Annotated in this window: 15 protein-coding genes; 13 read left to right on the forward strand and 2 right to left on the reverse strand. The window is 34.3% G+C overall.

Annotation, left to right across the window (positions count from 1 at the left end):
- The first annotated feature begins 3 nt into the window (after positions 1–3).
- Together aguB and ACLHDE_RS01930 are read left to right on the forward strand one after the other, a co-directional pair.
- Positions 4–849 (forward strand): N-carbamoylputrescine amidase, encoded by an 846-nt coding sequence (gene aguB, locus ACLHDE_RS01925; RefSeq protein ID WP_415397475.1) that lies wholly within the window; start codon positions 4–6, stop codon positions 847–849.
- Between the two features lie 60 nt (positions 850–909).
- Positions 910–1,713 (forward strand): J domain-containing protein, encoded by an 804-nt coding sequence (locus ACLHDE_RS01930; protein ID WP_415397476.1) that lies wholly within the window; start codon positions 910–912, stop codon positions 1,711–1,713.
- On the opposite strand, the gene ACLHDE_RS01935 is transcribed toward ACLHDE_RS01930, so the two are convergent.
- Together ACLHDE_RS01935 and ACLHDE_RS01940 are read right to left on the reverse strand one after the other, a co-directional pair.
- Complete coding sequence (locus ACLHDE_RS01935; protein ID WP_415397477.1) at positions 1,710–2,660, reverse strand: DUF234 domain-containing protein; 951 nt, start codon at positions 2,658–2,660, stop codon at positions 1,710–1,712. The two genes, ACLHDE_RS01930 and ACLHDE_RS01935, sit on opposite strands and share 4 nt — an antisense overlap.
- Positions 2,661–2,688: 28 nt before the next feature.
- Positions 2,689–3,960 (reverse strand): Y-family DNA polymerase, encoded by a 1,272-nt coding sequence (locus ACLHDE_RS01940; protein ID WP_415397478.1) that lies wholly within the window; start codon positions 3,958–3,960, stop codon positions 2,689–2,691.
- A 96-nt stretch (positions 3,961–4,056) separates the two neighbouring features.
- Between ACLHDE_RS01940 and ACLHDE_RS01945 the strand changes: the two genes are divergently transcribed.
- The 11 genes from ACLHDE_RS01945 (at position 4,057) to ACLHDE_RS01995 (ending at position 21,214) form a co-directional block, all read left to right on the forward strand.
- Positions 4,057–4,215, forward strand: a complete 159-nt coding sequence (locus tag ACLHDE_RS01945; RefSeq protein ID WP_415397479.1) for a hypothetical protein — start codon at positions 4,057–4,059, stop codon at positions 4,213–4,215.
- Positions 4,216–4,683, forward strand: a complete 468-nt coding sequence (locus tag ACLHDE_RS01950; protein WP_415397480.1) for a hypothetical protein — start codon at positions 4,216–4,218, stop codon at positions 4,681–4,683.
- Complete coding sequence (gene nfo / locus ACLHDE_RS01955) at positions 4,683–5,543, forward strand: deoxyribonuclease IV (protein WP_415397481.1); 861 nt, start codon at positions 4,683–4,685, stop codon at positions 5,541–5,543. Before ACLHDE_RS01950 ends, nfo begins: the two co-directional genes overlap by 1 nt.
- 44 nt (positions 5,544–5,587) lie before the next feature.
- The gene (locus ACLHDE_RS01960; RefSeq protein ID WP_415397482.1) at positions 5,588–6,814 is read left to right on the forward strand and encodes an OmpP1/FadL family transporter; all 1,227 of its coding nucleotides are present in this window, start codon (positions 5,588–5,590) and stop codon (positions 6,812–6,814) included.
- Positions 6,815–6,822: 8 nt separating this feature from the next.
- Positions 6,823–8,559 carry an ATP-binding protein gene (locus ACLHDE_RS01965; protein WP_415397483.1) on the forward strand — a complete coding sequence of 579 codons (1,737 nt, stop codon included), beginning with the start codon at positions 6,823–6,825 and terminating at the stop codon, positions 8,557–8,559.
- 21 nt (positions 8,560–8,580) lie between these two features.
- Positions 8,581–8,820: a hypothetical protein gene (locus ACLHDE_RS01970; RefSeq protein WP_415397484.1), complete on the forward strand. Its 240-nt coding sequence runs from the start codon at positions 8,581–8,583 to the stop codon at positions 8,818–8,820.
- 351 nt (positions 8,821–9,171) lie between these two features.
- Complete coding sequence (locus ACLHDE_RS01975; protein WP_415397485.1) at positions 9,172–9,456, forward strand: hypothetical protein; 285 nt, start codon at positions 9,172–9,174, stop codon at positions 9,454–9,456.
- Between the two features lie 22 nt (positions 9,457–9,478).
- Positions 9,479–10,207, forward strand: a complete 729-nt coding sequence (locus ACLHDE_RS01980) for a hypothetical protein (protein ID WP_415397486.1) — start codon at positions 9,479–9,481, stop codon at positions 10,205–10,207.
- Entirely contained in the window at positions 10,200–11,279 is a 1,080-nt protein-coding gene (locus ACLHDE_RS01985; RefSeq protein ID WP_415397487.1) for a hypothetical protein, read from the forward strand. Before ACLHDE_RS01980 ends, ACLHDE_RS01985 begins: the two co-directional genes overlap by 8 nt.
- 248 nt (positions 11,280–11,527) lie before the next feature.
- Positions 11,528–13,504 (forward strand): hypothetical protein, encoded by a 1,977-nt coding sequence (locus ACLHDE_RS01990; RefSeq protein WP_415397488.1) that lies wholly within the window; start codon positions 11,528–11,530, stop codon positions 13,502–13,504.
- 93 nt (positions 13,505–13,597) lie between these two features.
- Positions 13,598–21,214: an Ig-like domain-containing protein gene (locus ACLHDE_RS01995; protein WP_415397489.1), complete on the forward strand. Its 7,617-nt coding sequence runs from the start codon at positions 13,598–13,600 to the stop codon at positions 21,212–21,214.
- Position 21,215 lies beyond the last annotated feature (1 nt).

Here is a 21,215-nt window from a genome sequence, read left to right on the forward strand (position 1 = left end):
ATTATGGTAAAAGTTTCAGCTATCCAGATGCAGATGAGTGAAGATGAGAGTGCTAATGTTTCAAAGGCAGAAGCATATGTGCGTGAATCTCATGCAAACGGTGCGCAAATCATACTTTTACCGGAACTCTTTTCATCCCTTTACTTTTGTAAAGATATGGATGAAAAATATTTCTCTTTAGCATCTGAGCTTAAAAACAACAAACTAATAAAACAGTTTTCTTTACTGGCAAAAGAGTTGAGTGTGGTTATATTAGTTAGTTATTTTGAAAAAAGTGAAGAAAGTTATTTTAACTCTTTGGTTGTTATAGATGCAAGTGGGGAAGTAATGGATAATTACCGTAAAACCCACATACCAGACGGTCCCGGATATGAAGAGAAGTTCTACTTTAAACCAGGAGATACAGGCTTTAAGGTTTACGATACAGCTTATGGAAAAATTGGTGCGGGCATCTGCTGGGATCAGTGGTTTTGTGAGAGTTCAAGAGCTTTGACTCTTATGGGCGCTGAAATTATTTTTTATCCTACTGCCATAGGAAGTGAGCCTGAGATTCACCTTGACTCAAAAGAGCATTGGCAACGTGTTCAAATGGGTCACGCTGCAACAAATACAGTTCCTCTTGTAGTAGCAAACAGAATAGGTGAAGAAGTTGGAGAGAGTTGTTCTTTGACTTTTTACGGTTCATCTTTTATAACAGACTACACAGGTGCAAAAATTGCCGAAGCATCGAGAGACAAAGAAGAAATTATATATGCAGAGTTTGATTTAGAAGATAACGCTAAGCAAAGAGAGTATTGGGGACTTTTAAGAGATAGAAAACCATCTAAATACGGCATAATATCTCAATAATGTGATTTTGGAACTTTTTTTGCTTTTGCAAGTTAAGATATCTAAAAAAAAGGTAGGTCTATGGAAATTGTACTTCGCAATAATCTGATTCTTATCACAACATGTTTTGATACTTTAAATACTTCGTGGATGAAAGATTTTTTAAATCATCACGCAAGAGGTATGCTTTTTTTGCCAAAAGCAGTACTGGTATTTAGAAACGAAACACTTACTGAAGTTAGAGAAGAATTCTTGCACGAACTTTCACAACACCACGCAAAAACGCATGACTTTGATCATAAATTTTTTCTTCGTTCGATGCTAAAATATGGAACACAGCCTATAAAGATTGAACTAGAAAAACTCGAAGATCCTCAAATCATAAAGGTAAATCTTTATGCTTATGATAAAAACACAGTTTTGATTTCACTCAATCAGCCAAACTTGTGGGTACTTAACTACTTACGTTCTCAGTTAGAAGTCTATGTTGAACGTGGGACAGATGTTTCTTTAGTCGTAGACGTAAGTGATTATAAGGCAAAAGCTCGACTAGAACGAGCACTTAATAAACGACATATTTTACATTATCAGATTCAGTATAGTTATGACAATCATTTTATGAGTAAACTATATAGTGATTTTGCAAACTTTAGTTTTGGTGATTTGTGTAAGAGTCAAAAGAATGATGAACATATTCGCCTATATACTGTACTTGAATGTCCGGTTGGTGCGAGTCAAGATGCACTCAAGAAAAGCTACAAAAAACTAGCTAAAGTCTATCATCCAGATAAGATAGTTCATGAAAGTCCAAATATGGTAAGACACTATACACAGAAATTCCAACTTCTACAAGAAGCCTATACAGCACTTCGCATAGTTAGTTAAAGGTAAGGGTCAAAAAGGTTTTTTATCTGCTGAGTATTTGAAGCATTTTTTACAAGTGCTTCAAAATCCTCAGAACTATAAAGTGCCAAATCTTTACCTTGCTTCTGTTTTAACTCTTTAGAAAATCCTCTTTTTGAAAAGAAAATTATTTGAGATGGCTCAATTCCGAGTCTTTCACATTTCTCTTGAAGCTTATGCAACTCTTTTTTAGTTACACGATGATTAGTCCATTTACACTCAGCAACATATACTCTCTCATCATTAGTAATGGTAAGTATGTCTATCTCTATTTTTGCATCCCAGTAGCTACCCGAACTTAGTATCTGAGCATCTCTAAGGTTGTAGTTTAGTAGTACTTCTGAGAGTTCTTCAAAAACTAAACTTGTGTAACTGTTTTGCTTTTTTTCTAAACTTTCAAATAATCTCTCATATTTTTTGTTTTGTATATTCCTTATATTTGGGTAGATAAAGTAAAACCAAAATCTAATAAATGGATGAGTAAAGAGGACTTTATGAGAGATTCTATGACGTGCTATCTCTTTTTTTAGTTTTCCGTTTGGGTTTAGACTTTTAGCAGGTTCTTCTCTTGAGTACTCGATTTGAACTAAACCTCTCTCTTGAAGATAGTTTAATGCCGCTCCACCATTTCCGTTGTTAAGTCCAGCTCTATTAAAAGCAGAAAAAATCCTTCTATCGCCAACAGCTAAAGCATTTAGAAGTCTTTTGTTGATGGCATTACCAAGGGTTAGCTCTTCTACTTTTGCATTTAAGTAAGTAAAATTTTCTAAGATTAAATCTTCTATAAGAAGATAAATAGGCTGTGTTGTATCTACTTCCAAACCAAGCCCGCCAAATATGGCGAAGTACTCAATCTGAGTCTCCATATCATTAGGATAGTTTCTAAAATAAAATGAACGAAATTGTTCTAATAATTTTGTATCTGTCATTGAATGTATTTTATCATAAATAAATTACTTAAAACTCACTTCCCCACTTTAATGCATCTATACCATACTTTTCTCTTAGCATCTGCGTTTTGTCTGTTAAATCCTTCATCTTCTTCTCATCAGCAAAACCTATGAGTGATAATTCTTTTTTAGAGTCTCTTGTAAAGCTAGAGCAGTTGATGCTAAGTCGAATGACATGAAGTCGCCTTTGATTATCTGCTTCATTAAAAAGAGATAAACAAAGAGAATCAAACTTTTTTTCTGTAAATATTTCTGAGAGTGATATGTTCTTATGAGAACTTTGACTCATCTCATAAGAGATGCTTAGATGAAAAACAGTCGGTATAACCTTTAGTTTTAAAATAGCAAAGCTTAGATGCCGTGCCAATATATGAACTCTTCGTCTGAGTTCTGCTCTATCATGAAGTGGGTCAAAAGTTCGTGAGATTCCGATGGACTTTCTCTTGTGAGTTGTCTCTATGGGCGCATCGCTAAGACCACTTACTCTTTTGTACAACTCTTTTGCGTAAGGACTCCAAGACTCAACTGTTCCACGTCTTGCCTTTAGGTCGCCTAGAGTGTGAATCTGAGCCGAGAGAAAACGGCTTTTCATGCTTTTACCGATGCCAGCAAACTCGCCAACAGGAATATTATGTATAAAAGCATCCAACTCATGAGGATAGATTGTTTTACTTCCAAAAGGTTTAGCAGCGGTAGTTGCAAGTTTGGCAATGTAGCGAGTTTTTGCAGCTCCTATGGACACAGGAAGTTTAATTACCTTCTTTATCTCATGTCTTAGGTTATCTATGAACTGTTCCACTTCATCATCTTCTATCCAGCCAGATAAATCTCCGTAAAACTCATCTATGCTAGCCTGCTCAATCAGCGGAATCTTTGATTGTAAAAACTCATGAAGTTCGTGAGATAGTTTTTGATAAAGAGACATATTTGGTGCTTTTATGATTAAGTTCGGGCATAGTCCAAGAGCCTCTTTTATGTTCATAGCAGTTTTTACACCGTATGCTCTAGCCTCATAAGAAGATGTTGTGAGTATACCTCTAACTCTTCCATCTGCATCTTTAAAAGCATCTAAATCATCATCTTTTTCTTCATAGGTTTTGTAAAAAGTCGGAACAAATGAACCGGAATTGTCTAAGTTTACAGTCTGTTTTTTTGCATCTTTACTGAAAATCTTAGTATCACTCCTCCCACCAATAGCCACAGGCTTATGTTCAAGCGATGGATCTTTGATGCGCGCAGCACTTACAAAAAAGCAATCTATATCTATATGTATTTTCATTTTGTAATTATAGGGAGAATCAGATAAAGAAGTTAAAAATATGACAAGTTGTCAAATTATGGATATAATTTCAAATAAAAATTACGAGGGAAAAATATGGCACAAGTTCCAGAAGATATCGGATGTGTAAATGAAAAATGTATAGCTAAAGATGAGTGTAAAAGACAAGTTATAGCAAAAGATGGAACTGCTCGTGAGATTCAGGAATTTGGCGGTACAGAAGTTAAGCAATGTGGTAAATTTATCCAAAAATAGATGAAATACTTACTAATAGCATTTGCTCTTTTATTTAGTGCTTGTAGCATAAAAAACTACGAGATAACTCAAACAAAAATCTTCATTATCAAGTCACCAAAATTAAAGTTTGCAGATCTTGGTTACTTAAGAAACTCCCAAAAATCCATAGAGCTTGAACTCTTTACAGCAGGCAAAGCGATAGAAAAAATAACTATAAACCATCTTATATGCATGAGTGAGGGTTGTATGACTAAGAATAGTTTTAACAAAGACTATTTAAATGAATCATATCCATCGGAAATACTTCAAAATATACTTTTAGCTCAGGCTATATATGATGGAAAAAACAGAGTTCAAACACAAGAGGGCTTTGAGCAAAAGATAGAAGATGAGAATGTAAATATAACCTATAGAGTGAGTTCAAATGTTATTTACTTTAAAGACAAAAAAAACAAGATAATATTTAAAATTAAGGATACAAAATAATGAGCAAGGCTAAAAGCAATAAATTTGTAGGAGCACACACTTCAGCTAGCGGTGGAGTTTTTAATGCCGTAATAAACGCACAAAAGATAGGTGCAAAAGCTTTTGCACTATTTACAAAAAACCAAAGACAGTGGGTTGCAAAAGATTTAGATACCCAGACTATAGATAAGTTTAAAAGAGCGCTTGATGATAGTGGAATTTTGCCTAAGCATGTGTTACCACACGACTCATATCTCATAAATCTTGGTCATCCTGAAGCTGAAAAATTAGAAAAATCAAGAGAAGCTTTTTTAGACGAGATTCAAAGATGTGAACAGCTTGGACTTGACAGACTAAATTTTCATCCGGGAAGCCATTTAAAGCAGATTAGCGAAGACGAGTGTTTAAGCATAATCTCTGAGTCTATCAATCTGGCTCTTGACAAGACAAGCGGAGTAAAAGCAGTCATAGAAAACACAGCTGGACAAGGAAGTAACCTTGGTTACACCTTTGAGCAACTAGCACAAATTATAGATAAGGTAGAAGATAAAAGCAGAGTTGGAATCTGTATAGATACATGCCATATGTTTGTAGCCGGTTATGATATAAGAACTAGAGAGTCTTACGATAAAACTTGGGATGACTTCGCAAAGATTGTAGGTTTTGAGTACCTAATGGGTATGCATCTTAACGATTCTAAACCACCTCTAGGTTCAAAAAAAGACAGACATCACTCTCTAGGAAAAGGTGAAATAGGTCTAGACGCATTTGGCTTTATTATGAATGATAAGAGAATGGATGATATCCCGCTTATACTTGAGACTATAGATGATAGCATTTGGAAAGAAGAAATAGAACTACTTTACTCCTTGGAAAATTAAGCTAAAGTTATGTAGTATTGTGCAGAAATTTTAAGGGGAAGTAAATGAAAAGAGTAGTTTTATTATCATTAATTGCTAGTTCAATGTTGATGGCGGGTGGATATAAGATTCCAGAGACTTCATTAAATGGTGTAGCTTTAGGTGCTGCAAATATTGCACATAATAAGAGTGCAGATGCAGCTTACTACAATCCTGCAAATATGGTTTTTATGGAAGATAAAAACCATATGGAACTAGATTTGACTTATATTGGGCTTGAGCAGATTAATTTTAAAGGTTCTTCTACTACTAGCTTGGGAACTACTACTAATAATGTTGACATAAATTCTAAAAGTGAATCATTTTTGGTACCGACAGTTCATTATGTTTCGGGTAAAGCAGGCGAGACTCGTATAGGGCTTAGCATAACTTCACCCGGTGGTCTTTCTAAAAGATGGGATGAGCAACCTGCGATGGGCAAGGCGGAGGAATTTACACTTAAAATTATTGAAATTAATCCAACAGTAGCCATACCAATTAATGATAAAGTCGCTGTTGCATTTGGATTTAGAATAGTCCATTCAGAGGGTGTTGTAAAAGCTACTCCCGCTCTTAATGTCGCTTATCAAGATATGACAGGGGATTCAATTGATTATGGTTATAATCTCGCTTTAGCTTATAAACCGACATCAGAGTTAGAGATGGCTTTTACCTACCGTTCACAAGTAAACTTAACAGAAGATGGAACAGCTGATTTAAAGTATCCTTCTCCTTCCATTAATGGTTCCTATGATACATCTGTGAATATTCCATTGCCGGCATTTGCGTCTTTAGCGTTAGCATATACTTTACCCTCAAAAACAACTATAGAGTTTGTATATGAAAGAAATATGTGGTCAGCATATAAAGAATTAAATTTTGAATATACTGATGCAACAGCGGAAGCTGTGTTTGGAACAGCAAAACCAAAAAATTGGAAAGATACAAATACTTTTCGTTTAGGTATAACGCAAGAGCTCGATAGTATGACACTAATGGCAGGTATGGTTTATGATGAAACACCGGTTCCAGATGAGACAATAAGTTATGAACTTCCAGATTCAAATAGTTTCTCAGTGTCTCTGGGTGGACGTTACCAAGTTAATGATAAAGTTGAAGTTGGTTTAGCCGCTCTTTACTCAATGAGACAAAGCAGAAGTGTAAATAATGAAAATGCTAACGATACTGTAACAGGTGAATTCTCAAACGGTAATGTGCTAATGATTTCTACAGGAATTACTTACAAATTTTAAGGATATAATTGAAAATATTAGTTGATTTTTTACAAAACAAAAATATAGAAGAGTCTCATATATTTGCACAACTCAAGTGTAGTGTAAATGAGGCTTTAATGCTTCAAAATCTAGCAAAAAAATATATGCAAGGTCAAGATGATGTTTTAGTCTTAGAACTGCTTGGTGAACTCTATGAAGATAGTGATTTTGAGCATCTAAGTCATCTTCAAGAGGTGAAAATACTTCTTGAACTTGGTTGGATACATCAACAGAGTTTTGCGCCAGTAAAAATCTCTGAGGTTACACCATTGGAGCTTTTAAATACTGCTGTTGGTCTTAGTCCATCATTTTTAAAACTGCTCCAAGATGGTGCTCCTGATGTAGAAGTACCAGATATTAAACCATATACTGATCATCTAGAGTATCTGCAAGATCAGTTTTTTAGAATAGAACTTTATCAAAAGATGAGTACTATTCGTCAAAATGTTCATGAACACTCTCTTGGCATCGATAGAGTCCAGCATAAACTTCAACTACTAGAGCAGCGAATAGCTCAAAGAGTCGAACAGACTACGGAAAAATTGGTTTTAGATAGATTTTTTAAACAAAAAAAGTTTCAGATTAAAGAAGAAGTTATATTTTTGGCTCTTCTTCGTGAAGAGTATAGCGCTACAGATGCATCCCTTCGTGAGATGAATGCTTTAATAGATTTAATCTCTTTAGATGAATATGACCGTATTAAAAATCGCTCACTTTTAGAGGATGGCTCAAGCCTTATAAATGATGGAATAATTGACTATGAAGAGATGCTTAATCCTTTTGGTGGCATCTCAAGAGCATTTTACATTGTAGATGAAATCCTTCAAAGTATCATCCATCCGAAAAAAAATAAAAAAGTTCGTCGCTTAAAACTAAACGCACTTATAGAAGAACAAGATATCTTTGAACTTATAGAGCCTGAGACTTCATTAGAAGATGTCGTTCTTGCAAAAGAGACACAAACAACTCTAGAAAACTTGATGCGTCAAGTTGATAAAGAGGTAATAGGTCGCTTGGTTGAGTGGGGCATAAAAGATAAAAAAAGTGGTATAGATGCCAGAATCATTTTTTATGGACATGCTGGAACGGGTAAGACTATGACTGCATACTCGCTTGCAAAATCACTTAAACGTCAAGTGCTGGCATTTGACTGCTCAAAAATTCTCTCTATGTATGTTGGAGAGAGTGAGAAAAATGTTCGTAAAATTTTTGATACTTTTTATGATTTAAGTGAGAAAACAAAGACTGAGCCTATTTTACTACTAAATGAAGCAGATCAGTTTTTAGGTGCTCGTTCTAGTGGTGCTGCAAGTGGATCTGAGCAGATGCATAACCAGATGCAAAACATCTTTTTAGAGCAAATAGAGAATTTCAAAGGTATGCTAATAGCTACAACAAACCTGCTTGAAAACATTGATAAAGCATTTTCAAGACGCTTTAACTACAAGATAGAGTTTAAAAAACCAGATGAAGCACAGAGACTCATACTTTGGAAAAAGATGCTTCCTATGAACGCTCCATATGATGAAAAGTTCGATGTAAAAGAGCTTGCAAAGTACTCTCTAACAGGCGGACAAATTAACTTAATTATAAAAAATACAGCCTATAAAGTAGCTGTTACAGATGAACCACTTTTTACTTTGAATGACTTTGTAAGTGAAATAAAAAGAGAAAAAGATGCAAACTTCGACAGTGAAAAATCTATGGGATTTTTAAATAAATAACTTCTAGTCACCACACTTCTTGTGGTGATAACACTAATAGCATTAAGATTTAGTTGTAATGGAAAAAATGGCAGTGATGGAGTTGTTAATATAAACAAGCAAACATACACGGGGGCACCTAGATCTAAAAATGTTTATAGAGCAAGACATACTACTAAAATTTGCTTAGGTAAACATGTTCCTGAGCTAGAAACTGAAATGACTGATATTCTAGATTATATATTACATGATTATCACGGTAAAAATATACCATTAAAATAGTAAAAAAATAACTATGTAAATCCTTATTGAAAATAGAAATAAAATATGTACAATGTCTGTATAATTCCCATTCTTATATTTTTTTTATAAAGAATACAATCTCTTTCTTAAGCAATTTCTTACTCTTAATAAATAAGCATGTTACTAACTAATAAAAATCATTCACTTTTACATGAAAAGATATTTAATCTTTAAAAAGTATATACAAAAAGTTTAATATATATTAAAAAATGAAATTAGTTGTGTAAATTAATAATAATTAATATTTTTATAAGGAGCTTGTGTTAATATATTAAATTAAAAATAATTTTTTTAAACATATTATTAGAAGTGATTTAATGGAAAAAATAGATGCCAAGACTATTTAGAATAAACTTTATAGGCTTTTACTATATTGTTAATTGTGTTGTATCAAAATCTAAAAACCTTATAACAGATGGTGGATACGGAGTTATAGTCCATCTTAGCGGTTTTAACGGTAACGAAATGTTTATAGTTCCAAACCAAGATGGTTATAACTTTGACAGTTTCGGTGTAAGCGATGTAGCAGACATAAGTTACATAGAACTTCCAAGTGGTGACTTGCAGGTTAGTGGGTTTACAACTAATAATATTTTTACAAGGGTCGCATCATGAAAAATTGGCAAGTAATATGACAATGAATTTATTTTTTGAATATTCAGGTTTTATAGTAATTATTTTACTTTTAATAGGTGCGTATCAAGTCTTTTATAAAAAGAAGCCAAATAATATTGAAGATAATACTAAACTAGAAAAAAAATCAAAACTAAAAGAGAGCAAAATATATAAATATCTGTATGAGATATATGTAACTAGAGCAAAAAAGAGAAGACTTTTATGTTTTTTACCTTGGGTTGGTCTTTGGGTAAGTGCTTTTGCGGTAGTTTGGTTTTTAGTTTCGACATATCTTAGTTTAGTAAATCCAATACAAAAGTTTGAAAACTTGACTGAATGGCGTGGAACTTTAATATCATACCGTAGTTATAGAAAAGCTGATGATATTGCAACCTTTAGACTTGAAGACAATACAACTAAAAGCTTTCACAGTATGATAACTGAAAAAGATATAAAACGAATTGATAAGAAAAAAGTTATATTTTGGACACAAAGGGATTTTGGATTATCAGATGGTTTGTTTACTGGAGAGTTTTACTATGATAGAGAAAAGTACTTAGTTCTAGAAGAAAATTATGATGAAATTAGTACAAAAAAAGAGTATGAAAAAAGTTATAAGAGAATAAAGGAAATAGAAGATAACACAATCCCAAACCTAACCCTATCCCTGAAATGGTTGTTAGGTTTCTTATTTTTATTATGGTTTATAAATAGAAAAGATGTTGAAAAGGAAGTTTTAAAAGATGAGTAAAATTAATTTAGAAAACTTAAATACTATTGTAACAACTACAGTAACATCAGAAATAGATATTGCTAATATAATAAAAAATGCAGGAGATTCTAATGGTACTGTTTTAGATAATACTAAACTTTTAGTTAGTTCTTTAGGTACTTTGGAAACGTTCGCTTCAGTTATTATAAAAGAGTTCCCAACTTCTATCGGGATTACTACAAGTGCTTCTTCTTTGTTATTGAATATAGCAACCGCAACTATGGAGCTAAAGGATCCAAAATATAATGGTAGCATCCAAAACTCAACACTAAACTCAATTTTTGCAGATTCAAGTTCATTACTGGCAAGTGCTGGATTAGCTGCAAAAAATCCACAAGCATTAATAGCTGGTTTAGCAGGTTCTGCAACATTTTCTGTTGCAGCTTTTATGTCTACAGAAAACGATACCAGTATGGCTGACGGTATTGTAGGTTTTGCAAATGATATAAAAGATGTTTATGGTGATGCACAAACTGAGATAGATAACTACCTCAATAGTAATGATATTACATTTGAAAATTATATAGACTACAACAATACAACAGATTTTGATAAACCAACTTTAAGAGATTTTTTAAATGATTATGAAAAACCAGATACACAAAATCCAGAGCCTGACACTCCAGAACCAAAAGTAACCATAGACCCCGAAACAAACACAGCCACCCTAAACTCAGGCGGAACCATAAGTGAAGTGGCATCTAAAACAGACTACACTTCAGCAGAGCTTTTAGAATACAACGGCATCTCTCTCGAAGATGCTAGAAATCTTCCTATAGGTACAGAGATAAAGATACCTGAGAAAGTAAATACCCTTCAAGGAGAATATGGAAACATAAAGATGTACCAAGACAAAGAAGGTAATCTAGTTTCTGTAGTTCCAAATGAAGATGGAACTAAATCTATCCATAACACTTTTAGTGATAACCCTTCTCTCTATGTAGAAGGAAACCTAAGTGACCCTAACAACATCCACTTTACAAATGACAACGGAATAAGCGAAGTATGGTCTAAAGACTCTAACGGCAACTTCTACCAGTCACAAGTATAAACTACACTCCAAGTGATGATGGTAAGTCTAAAGTAGTATCAAACATAGAGATACTTTCAGATGATGCTTCATTTGAAGACATCGCACCTCATACAGACTATTCAGCTCATGACTTAAGAGAGTTTAATGATTACCCACAAGGCGGAGCAATAACAAGAGACTCCATAGACATCCCAAAATCTAAAAACCTTATAACAGATGGTGAGTACGGATCCATAGTCCATCTTAGCGGCTTTAACGACAATGAGATGTTTATTGTTCCAAACCAAGACGGAACTACCACAAAGTACACTACATTTACAGATGGAAATGATAACCAAGCACTTTATGAAACTTCTTCAAATGGTTCTACTACAGTTACCTTTAGTAATGATGATGGAAGTATAAGAACTATTATCTCAAATAAAGATGGTTATAACTTTGATAGTTTTGGTGTAGATGCTGTAGCAGAAGTGGCTTATACAGAACTACCAAATGGTGACTTGCAGGTTAGTGGGTTTACAACTAAACAAGATACTACAATAGCAGAACTAGCTGAAAAAACAGGATTTTCTGAAGATATTTTAAGAGATATGAATGGTTATGGAAGTGATGATAATATAGTTGGCAGTGGAATAAACATCATAACTCCAAAAGATTTACAAACAATAGATAGTGCTTATGGTGATGTAAGTGTTTATGAAACATTTGATGGAGAGTATGTTGTAGTTTCTCCAAATGAAAATGGAACTACTTCTACATATAGTACATTTAAAGATGGGTTTGACAGAGATGCTGTAGTTGAGATGAGAGATGATGGAAGCTATATAGTAACTTTATCTAATGAAGATGGAAGTGTAAGAGAAATAGTACAAGCTGAAAATGGTGACTTCTATGATAGTGCAGACGCAGACTACAGTGGGTTAGGAAACACAACCATAAATCAAATCTCAACTCTTATAATGGCAAATAATGAGTTTTCAAATTTAGAAGCTATAACAATAAGTTCTAGTATAGCAACGATAGCAGACTTCTCGACATATAATTCTGCTCAAGGTAGTGAGTTTAACATAACAGAAGAGTTTAACTCAAACCTACAAGGTGCAGTATTCTCATTTGCCATATCTTCATACTTTGCAAGTAATGATAATATCTCAGATATCTTAGGAATGAATGATACATTTGCAGGAGATATGCTAGATTATACAGCTACTTTTGGTATTGCTTATGTCGCAAATACTCAGTACGCAATGTTGGCAGAGTTTAAAGATGCAGATAAACTTTTAACTGGAGCAAACTTAGCCAATGCTTTGAGTGGAGCAGTTGGTGGATACTTAGGTAGTGTAGCAGCAAATGAATTAATGGGCTGGGATACAGAGTCTGAGATGATAGGCTCTACTATAGGAAGTGCAGTAGGTGCAGTTGCGGCAAGTAGTCTCGCACTAGGTCTTATGATGTTTGGTCCTGTAGGTTGGGCACTCGCGACGTTGGTAGTCTTTGGCGGTTCGTTTGTTGGTAACATAGTCGGAGGCATAGTAGGCGGACTCTTTGGAGGCAGTGAACCACCACCACCAACAGCTTATGCTGAGTATGGTTTCGATGAAGAGACACTTAGTTATCTCATAGAAAGCAGTGGTTCAAGTGACGGCGGTAATGAAGAAGCTATGAAAAGCATAGCTGAGTCTCTGGCTAATCACTTTATAAATATGATAACTATCCCCGGTGGTCAGTTAGTAGATGCATCAGGTATGCCTGATATACTTGTAACTCAAAGAGAAGACAGTCTAAATATTAACGGTTATAGCGGAAGCTTTGACACTATAAACCAAACTATGGCAGATGCTATAAGCCCTGAGATACCTTTTATGAATGTAGAGGGTGGTGACGAATATATTCTAAGAGCTATGAATGCAACTAATGAGAAGTTCTTAGAAGGTGACCCAGACTCACAAGGTAGAGCTGACCTAGATGAACTCTACACAAACATAGCACTTGCAAGTGACTATAGTGACTATATGAACAAAGTCATGATAGTCCTAGATGCTGATGGTAAAAAGATAACAGACCCAGAACTTCTGCAAGCCATAAACGAAGAGTACAAAACTCTAGACTCCTCAGAACTTGAAGAGTTTATGTCACGTTATCAGTTTACAACCCAAGATGAATATATAGACAATATCTTGCAAACAGTTACACAAGAAGATATACAAGAGTATAAAACTCTAAGAGAAGAACTTATAGAGTAACATGATAACATCATAGACCCACTAGCATCTAAACTCTCAACCTTACAAGAAGAACTAGAAGCACTTCAAAGAGTTATAGACAATAAACAAAAGATGTTCAACCTCCAACACTCAAGTGATGAAACAGGAGAAAGTCTTGAATATGTTTTAGAACCTGAAGATGCACAGCTAAAAGCTCTACTCCAAGAAGATAAGTCTATCGTTCAAACACAACTAGCAGATGCTAAAGAAGAAAAAGCAATAGCAATAGCACAACTAGAAGATGAATACTTCCAAGAGATAGAAGCTATGCACTTTCAAGAAGTGTTTGAAATAGCCCAAGAGCTACAGCTAGATGAACATCATTACTCAGAAGACTTTAACAAACTAAATAGTGAAATAGCAAACTATAACTACGAACAGCATCTACAAAACGATGAACTTTTAAAAGTTGATCAAGATGAGCTTTTAGAAGAAGTCGCTCAAAAGATGTATGAGATATACAAAAATGAAGATGAAGATAGCGAAATCTCTAAAGAAGAAGCATACTCAATCATGCAAGAGATAGGCTACGATGAGTTTACATCTAAAAACCAAGAAACAGGAACTACAACCATTAGCTTAGAGAGAGTAATGCTAAGTAAAGTTGAGATAAGCATAGAGAGATTTAACGAACTGCTAGCCCTTGCAGATATACCAAACCCTTATGAAAACTTCGAGTCAACTCCTGATGCCTTTTCACTTGCTAACAAAGACTTAAATGACTTAGAGTTTGAACTAAAAGATGGTAACCTTATCATCACAACTGATGATAAAAAAAGTTTTACTGTGCAAGATTGGGAAAGTTGGGATAAGACAAACACTCACTTAGAACTTCCAAATGGTACCAAGGTAAATCTTCAAGCACTCCTTAGTTCTATAGGTGTAGAAGAGGGTGGAGGAGCTGTTAGTGTAGCCCAAGCATCTATGGCTCTTCTTAGCGAAGATGAAACACTAACAGAGTACTTAGAAAACTATGAGGCAAATCATACATTTGCAGGTACGGCATCTGATGACATCATAAAGGCTTACGATGGAGACAACCTTGTAGTAGCTGGAGCTGGAAATGATACTGTAGTTACAGGAGCAGGTGATGACACCATAGCTTCAGGTGAAGGTAAAAATAGCATCTCAGGTGGAGAAGGTACAGATACAGTAACTTATGAGTCAACACAAACAGCTGTAAATGTTAATCTTGAAGAAGGAATAAGCTCAACAGGAGACAGCATCGAAGGGATTGAAAATCTAGTAGGTAGTAAGTTTGATGATTATCTACGTGGTGATGATGGTGAAAATGTTTTAGATGGTGGTGATGGAAATGATATCCTCTCTGGTGGAAGTGGAGCAGATACTCTAGTCGGTGGAGAAGGCACTGACTTAGCATCTTATGCAGACTCAGTAGAAGAAATAGCAATAAACCTTAAAAATGACTATTCTGATGGAGGAGAAGCATTCGGAGATAAGTTTGACTCTATAGAGGGCATCGAAGCAACAGTAAATGATGATGTTCTAGTGGGAGATGATGAAGCAAATCTTTTTTACGCAAAAGATGGAGATGATAAAATCTCATCCAATGCAGGCGATGACATAATCTTTGCAGGTACAGGTAATGACTTTGTAAAAGGTGATGATGGAGACGATACTCTATATGGTCAAGACGGTAATGATACTCTCATAGGGGGAGCAGGAGATGATACTCTTATAGGAGGAGAAGGTCTTAATACAATCATAGGTGGAGAAGGAGATGATACTGTAATATATAAAGGCAATTCTGATGAGTATCAGATTATGTTTTTAAATGAAGATACCATTCTTGTGAAGTCATTAGATGGTACAACAAAAGATACAGTTCAAAGTGTAAAAGAGATAGTTTTTGATGACTTTTTGTTTGAGATAGATTATGAAAATAAAACACTTATTAAAAAAGTAGAGTTTACACATGAAGAGGGTTTAACTGAAGAACAGAAACCAGTAGGTGCAACTGTAAGAGAAGACTCACAAGCTACAACTTTAGCAACTGCCATCATGATTGGAACAGCCGCAGCAGCAGATACTGAAGAGTCTTCAACTGATGAGATGAACTTTTTTGCTGATGATCCTGCTGATGTAGAGAACTTGAAAACTGAGATACCTCTTGATGAACAAAAAACAGTCAATCTTCCAGATACTTCTGATGGAGAGTTATATATTCAAGAACCTCTTATCTATACAGAATTCATTCCTGTTGATGATTCTTCAAATGATACAGTTATTACTAAGTCTGTTGTACCTGAGGTAGATGAGAACACCGTAACAACAGAAAGTGCAGGTGTGTTGGCAGAAAGCAGTGATGCTACACTAGCAGTAACTCTAGATAGTGATGGTACTCAGCAAGACAATGTAGAAGAAGCAACTAAAGATGTAATAATTTTGGAGTCAGAAGCAAAAGAGGCGGAACTTCCAGTATTAAATCCTCCTATAATCAAACTTGTTGAAACTACTATGTTAGAGGACTCTTTTATTTTTGATATAGAGGTTTCAAATTCAAATCCTGATACCTCTTTACAAGTTATACTTAGTGGTGTTCCAGATGATGCATATTTAAACAACGGAACTAAGTTGGCTAGTGGAGATTGGGTATTACAACAAAATGACCTAATAGACTTAAAATTATTTGGTGGGATTAATAACTCAGATGATTTTGAGCTTACTGTAACAGCGGTAGTTTCAGATACTAATGGAAGAGTTGTAAATAGTGTTGTAACTGAAACTATAACAATTGTCGCAGTAGCAGATATAGCAAATCTTGATGTTGAAGAAAGTACATATGGTTTGGAAGATACAAGTATACCTTTGACTATCTCAACATCGTTAGTAGATGATGTTGGTGGGGTAGATGGAGAGGAAACTATAACTCTTACTATTGAAAATGTTCCAAATAGTGCAGTTTTAAGTGCTGGAACAAAGGATAGTGACGGTATATGGCATTTACTTCCCAAAGATTTAGAAAATCTAATGTTAACACCAGGTTTAAATGAGGGTGATGATTTCACTATACGGGTTACATCGTACACTACAGAGAGTGAAAACAATCACGTAGCACATACAAGTGCAGATATATTTGTAGAAGTTGAAGCAGTAGCAGACACTCCAACTTTAGAAGTTGCTGATGAAACAGTAGGACTGGAAGATTCACAAATACTTTTAGATATCAAGTCTAGCTTAGTAGATACTGACGGTAGTGAGGTTTTAAAAGTAAAAATTGAAAATATTCCTGATGAAGCAGTTTTAAACCAAGGTATTAAAGATGCTGATGGTATTTGGCATCTTCAAGCAGATGAACTTGACTTTTTAACTGTGACAGCTAAAGAACATGATGATAGTGATTTTACTATTAAGGTTACAACATATAGTACAGAAGACGAAAATGGTGATATAGCTGAACAATCAATTGAAATGCTAGTTCAAGTAAATGCAGTCGCAGATAAAGTTGATTTAAACTTACAACAAATAACAAGTGGAGAAGAGAATTTAATGACTGTAAGTGAAGATCCTGGGTTCGCACTTTTAGATATTGCTTCAGAGTTTATTGATAATGATGGAAGTGAGACAGTGCACTATATTGTAGAAGGGTTGCCAGTTGGAACAAGCTTAAATCAAGGAGAATTACTTTCAGATGGTTCATGGAAACTTTTAACGAACGAGCTTGAAAATTTAAGTATTGACTTAATAGAACATAGTGATGAGAATTTTACATTAAGAGTATCTGCAGTTACTACAGAAAATGAAAACGGTGACCAAGAATTTACATCAAAAGATGTAGAAGTACAAATAGAATCAGTTGCAGATTTTGCGATACTCGAAGTTTCAGATGTTACAGGAACAGAAAACAGTTTTATAAATCTAGATATAAACGCTTCTTTATTAGATACCGATGGTAGTGAAACTTTAGAAATTATAATAGAAGATGTACCATCAGATGCTATTTTAAACAATGGGGTTAAAGATAGCGACGGAAAATGGTATCTATCACAAGATGATTTATCAACTTTAATGGTAAGACCTGGATTTAATAGTATAGAAGATTTTGAGCTAAAAGTTACGGCTATAACTACCGAACATAAAAATTCTGATCAAGAAGAAATGATTGCTTATGTAAATGTTAATATTGAAGCAACACCTAGCTCTGCAAATGTTACTGTTCATCCATCTGAAGCATTAGAAGATGAGCCAGTATACTTGAATATAGAAGTTGATGATAATCAACTTAAACCTACAGAGTCAATATATCTTGAAATAAAAATTCCAGAAGGGTTTAGTTTAAATAATGGGGAGCAGCTTAATAACACAACATGGAAACTAACTACTGAACAGTTGAATGGTCTAGCTTTAAGTAGTGCTCCTAATTATTCAGGTGGTTTTTTTGTTGATGTCGTATCTGTAATCGTTAATAATGATATAGAAAATAGAAGTGATGTGGTAAGTAAGCTTCCTGTGGATATTATCCCTGTAGCTGATGAAGCTATTTTAGAAGTTCAAAACGTAAACACATTAGAAGATAAATTAATACATCTAAATATTTATTCTGTATTGAATGATTTAGACGGTAGTGAAAATTTAAAACTATACATATCTGGCATTCCAGATGGAACTTATCTAAGTGCTGGTAATAAAGTTGGTGATGAGTGGATTGTTGAAGAAAAGGATATAGATATATTAGCATTTATTCCGCCAGAAGACATGACAGGTTCTTTTGATATAGAGATAAAAGCTATAAGTACAGATTCAAATAACGACACAGCACAAGTTATTGAAAATATAACGGTAAATCTAGATGAAGTTATTGATGTTCCTGCAAGTGTTATAGAAGATATGTCTGCTCAAGAAGATGAGAACCCTTATTTAAGTATAGAAAATATAGCAATTACTTCTCAGACTATGCTTGGAGAAGAGACATCACACTCTGAAGGTAACAATAGTATTAGTAGTGGGGGTGGTAATGATACTATATTTTCAAATGGTGGAGATGATACGATTTTTTCAGATGTACCAAGCGGAGTAATTACAACTACTTTCAATATAGACGCTAATGCTTTTTTAAATGATGGCAGCGAAAAGTTAGTTATAAAGATTGAAAACATGCCTGATGGAGTTACTTATAATGTTGGATATATAGATAATAATGTATTGATTATCAACTCTGAAGATTTCGATGGAAGTGTAGAACTATCATATCCATACCAAAAAGAGATAGTTTCATTTAACGTTGTAGCATATGCACTTAGCACGGATGAAGAAAATCCATATACAAAAACAACTTCATTATCTTTAGAAGTTGGACCTAATGAGGTAGATGGAAATGACTTCGTAGATGCGGGTGCTGGTAATGATATAATTGTTTCTGGGGGTGGAGATGACATTATAAATGGTGGTTTAGGTGCTGATAAGTTTGACGCTGGAGATGGTGATGATTTTATTATTATGGATGCTGATGATCTAAATCAAAACTTACTTGACCCTGAAATAATAAATGCTGGAAGTGGATTTGATACAGTTGTAATTAAAGATGATAGAAATACAAGTTTTAATATGGGGTTAACAAGTGTAGAAAATTTTATAGGGGGGAGTGGAAATGACATAATTTTTGGTGGTAACGGTTCTGAAATAGCAAAAGGAGGAGATGGAGCTGATGTTTTTTATATGCAAGGTGGAGATGACACTGTCTATATAGATGCAGATGATATAGTTGCTAATGCAGGTAACTTCGTAGATACTGGGTCTGGTTATGACAAGATTTACATAGAAGATAATGTAGGTGTTGACTTTGATGTAGCAGATACTAATGCTGAAGAAGTCATATCCGGTTCTGGAAATGATATTTTAAGAAATTCTGGAAATAATACTCTGTCTATATTTGGTATGGATGGAAACGATACTCTCTTTGCTTCTGATGCTGATGACATTTTAAATGGTGGAAATGGAACTGATACAATTGACTATTCAAATAGTGACTATGGTGTAAATGTAAATTTGACAACAAATGTGGTCTCAGGAGGATATGCTCAAAATGACATAATAAGTAGTTTTGAGAGTGTGATTGGAACCGATAAAGATGACAATGTAGTGGGGAACTCATCAAACAACACTTTTTTTCTTGGTGCAGGTAGCAATACAGTAGATGGTGTAGGTGGAAATAACAGTGTAATATTTGAAGGAAGTTTAGCAGATTATTTTTACGGAAAAAATTCAAAAAGTCTAGAAACAAACTTTGATAAGACAGCAACAGTTTATACAGCTACAGGTATAAATGAACTAATTAATGTAAATAGACTTGAATTTGATGACTATACTATTTATGTTGATGGTACAAATAATTCTCCTTATGTTTTTGATGATAAGCTTAATGCAACAGAAGATACTCTTTTGACGGTTGACGCATCGACACTTTTAGCAAATGATTTTGATGTGGAAAATGAAGGGTTAAGAATTGTAGGTGTTAAAAATAGTACCAACGGAGTTGCTACGTTAAATTCAAATGGGAGCATAACATTTAAGGCAGATGAAAACTATAACAGTTCTACAAATAATACTTTTGACAAAAACTCAGCTCTGTATAAAGGAGCAGCAAGTTTTGAGTACATTGTTGAAGATTCATCTGGAAGCAGAAGTACAGCACAAGCTACAGTGAATGTTTCAGCAGTTAATGACGCTCCAACTATCGAAAATCACTATTTTTACAGAAATAGTACAATTACAGGACATGGTAAGTTAGTTGCAGATGATGTAGATAGTAACGTAGACGCATTAACCGTAAGTGTAGTTTCTGATTTAAGGTTTACTGTTTCAATTATGTTATGGTGGGAAACGTATGTTTCAAAGTCCTTAACAGGTTATACAAATATTAGTGGGAGAACAGTCGAAGAAGATGGTAGTTTCCATTTTGACTATCAAGGGAATAGGTGGTTTCAAAGACCATTTGATGTATACAGTATGAGGAATTTTGTCATTCAGATAAGTGATGGAAATGAAAGCACATTTCTTACAACAGGAGCTTATTATAGTCAAATATATATAGATCCAATAGTAGTTGACTTAGATGGTGATGGAATAGAGATAGAAGAGAAATACTATGAAGCACATGATGAAACTTTAGTAGGAGTTAGCTCTGATGACGCTATTTTAGTATGGGATTATAATCAAGATGGAACTATTAGTAGTGCTCTTGAGACAAACTGGGTTTCCCTTTCAGACACCGCACAAAATGACCTAGAAGCTATGCGTGAGATATTTGATACTAATAAAGATGGACTGTTTAATGAAAATGATGAAGAGTGGAAAAACTTTTCTCTGTGGCAAGACAAAAATGATGATGGGTTAGTGAATGATGATGAATTTACAAAAATTGTAGATAGCAATGTAGAATCATTTAACCTTCAAAAAGATGAATCAAAAGATGTTGATTATCCAATAGATGAATATGCAAACTACACCACAAAAGATGGTGATGAGATGAGTATTGGTGCAGGATATTTGGATATAACAACAACAGATGAGAAATTATCAGAAGAAGATTTACTGATTATGCAGCAAGCTTTAGTTTTAAATGAACAACTAGCGCAGGGCAGTTTTAACAGTGAAAATATAGATGAAAATAACGTGATCATAGATAATATTTTTGATGATTATGAAAATATAGAAGAAAATGCAGCCTAAA

This window comes from Sulfurimonas iocasae (genome assembly GCF_047716755.1).
Taxonomy (GTDB): domain Bacteria; phylum Campylobacterota; class Campylobacteria; order Campylobacterales; family Sulfurimonadaceae; genus Sulfurimonas.

Coding starts and splice junctions, on each gene's coding strand:
- ACLHDE_RS01980 (WP_415397486.1), top strand. CDS start 9,479: ATGAATTTATTTTTTGAATATTCAGGTTTTATAGTAATTATTTTACTT.
- ACLHDE_RS01950 (WP_415397480.1), top strand. CDS start 4,216: ATGAAATACTTACTAATAGCATTTGCTCTTTTATTTAGTGCTTGTAGC.
- ACLHDE_RS01985 (WP_415397487.1), top strand. CDS start 10,200: ATGAGTAAAATTAATTTAGAAAACTTAAATACTATTGTAACAACTACA.
- ACLHDE_RS01975 (WP_415397485.1), top strand. CDS start 9,172: ATGCCAAGACTATTTAGAATAAACTTTATAGGCTTTTACTATATTGTT.
- ACLHDE_RS01935 (WP_415397477.1), bottom strand. CDS start 2,660: ATGACAGATACAAAATTATTAGAACAATTTCGTTCATTTTATTTTAGA.
- aguB (WP_415397475.1), top strand. CDS start 4: ATGGTAAAAGTTTCAGCTATCCAGATGCAGATGAGTGAAGATGAGAGT.
- nfo (WP_415397481.1), top strand. CDS start 4,683: ATGAGCAAGGCTAAAAGCAATAAATTTGTAGGAGCACACACTTCAGCT.
- ACLHDE_RS01995 (WP_415397489.1), top strand. CDS start 13,598: ATGTTCAACCTCCAACACTCAAGTGATGAAACAGGAGAAAGTCTTGAA.
- ACLHDE_RS01940 (WP_415397478.1), bottom strand. CDS start 3,960: ATGAAAATACATATAGATATAGATTGCTTTTTTGTAAGTGCTGCGCGC.
- ACLHDE_RS01960 (WP_415397482.1), top strand. CDS start 5,588: ATGAAAAGAGTAGTTTTATTATCATTAATTGCTAGTTCAATGTTGATG.
- ACLHDE_RS01930 (WP_415397476.1), top strand. CDS start 910: ATGGAAATTGTACTTCGCAATAATCTGATTCTTATCACAACATGTTTT.
- ACLHDE_RS01945 (WP_415397479.1), top strand. CDS start 4,057: ATGGCACAAGTTCCAGAAGATATCGGATGTGTAAATGAAAAATGTATA.
- ACLHDE_RS01990 (WP_415397488.1), top strand. CDS start 11,528: ATGTTTATTGTTCCAAACCAAGACGGAACTACCACAAAGTACACTACA.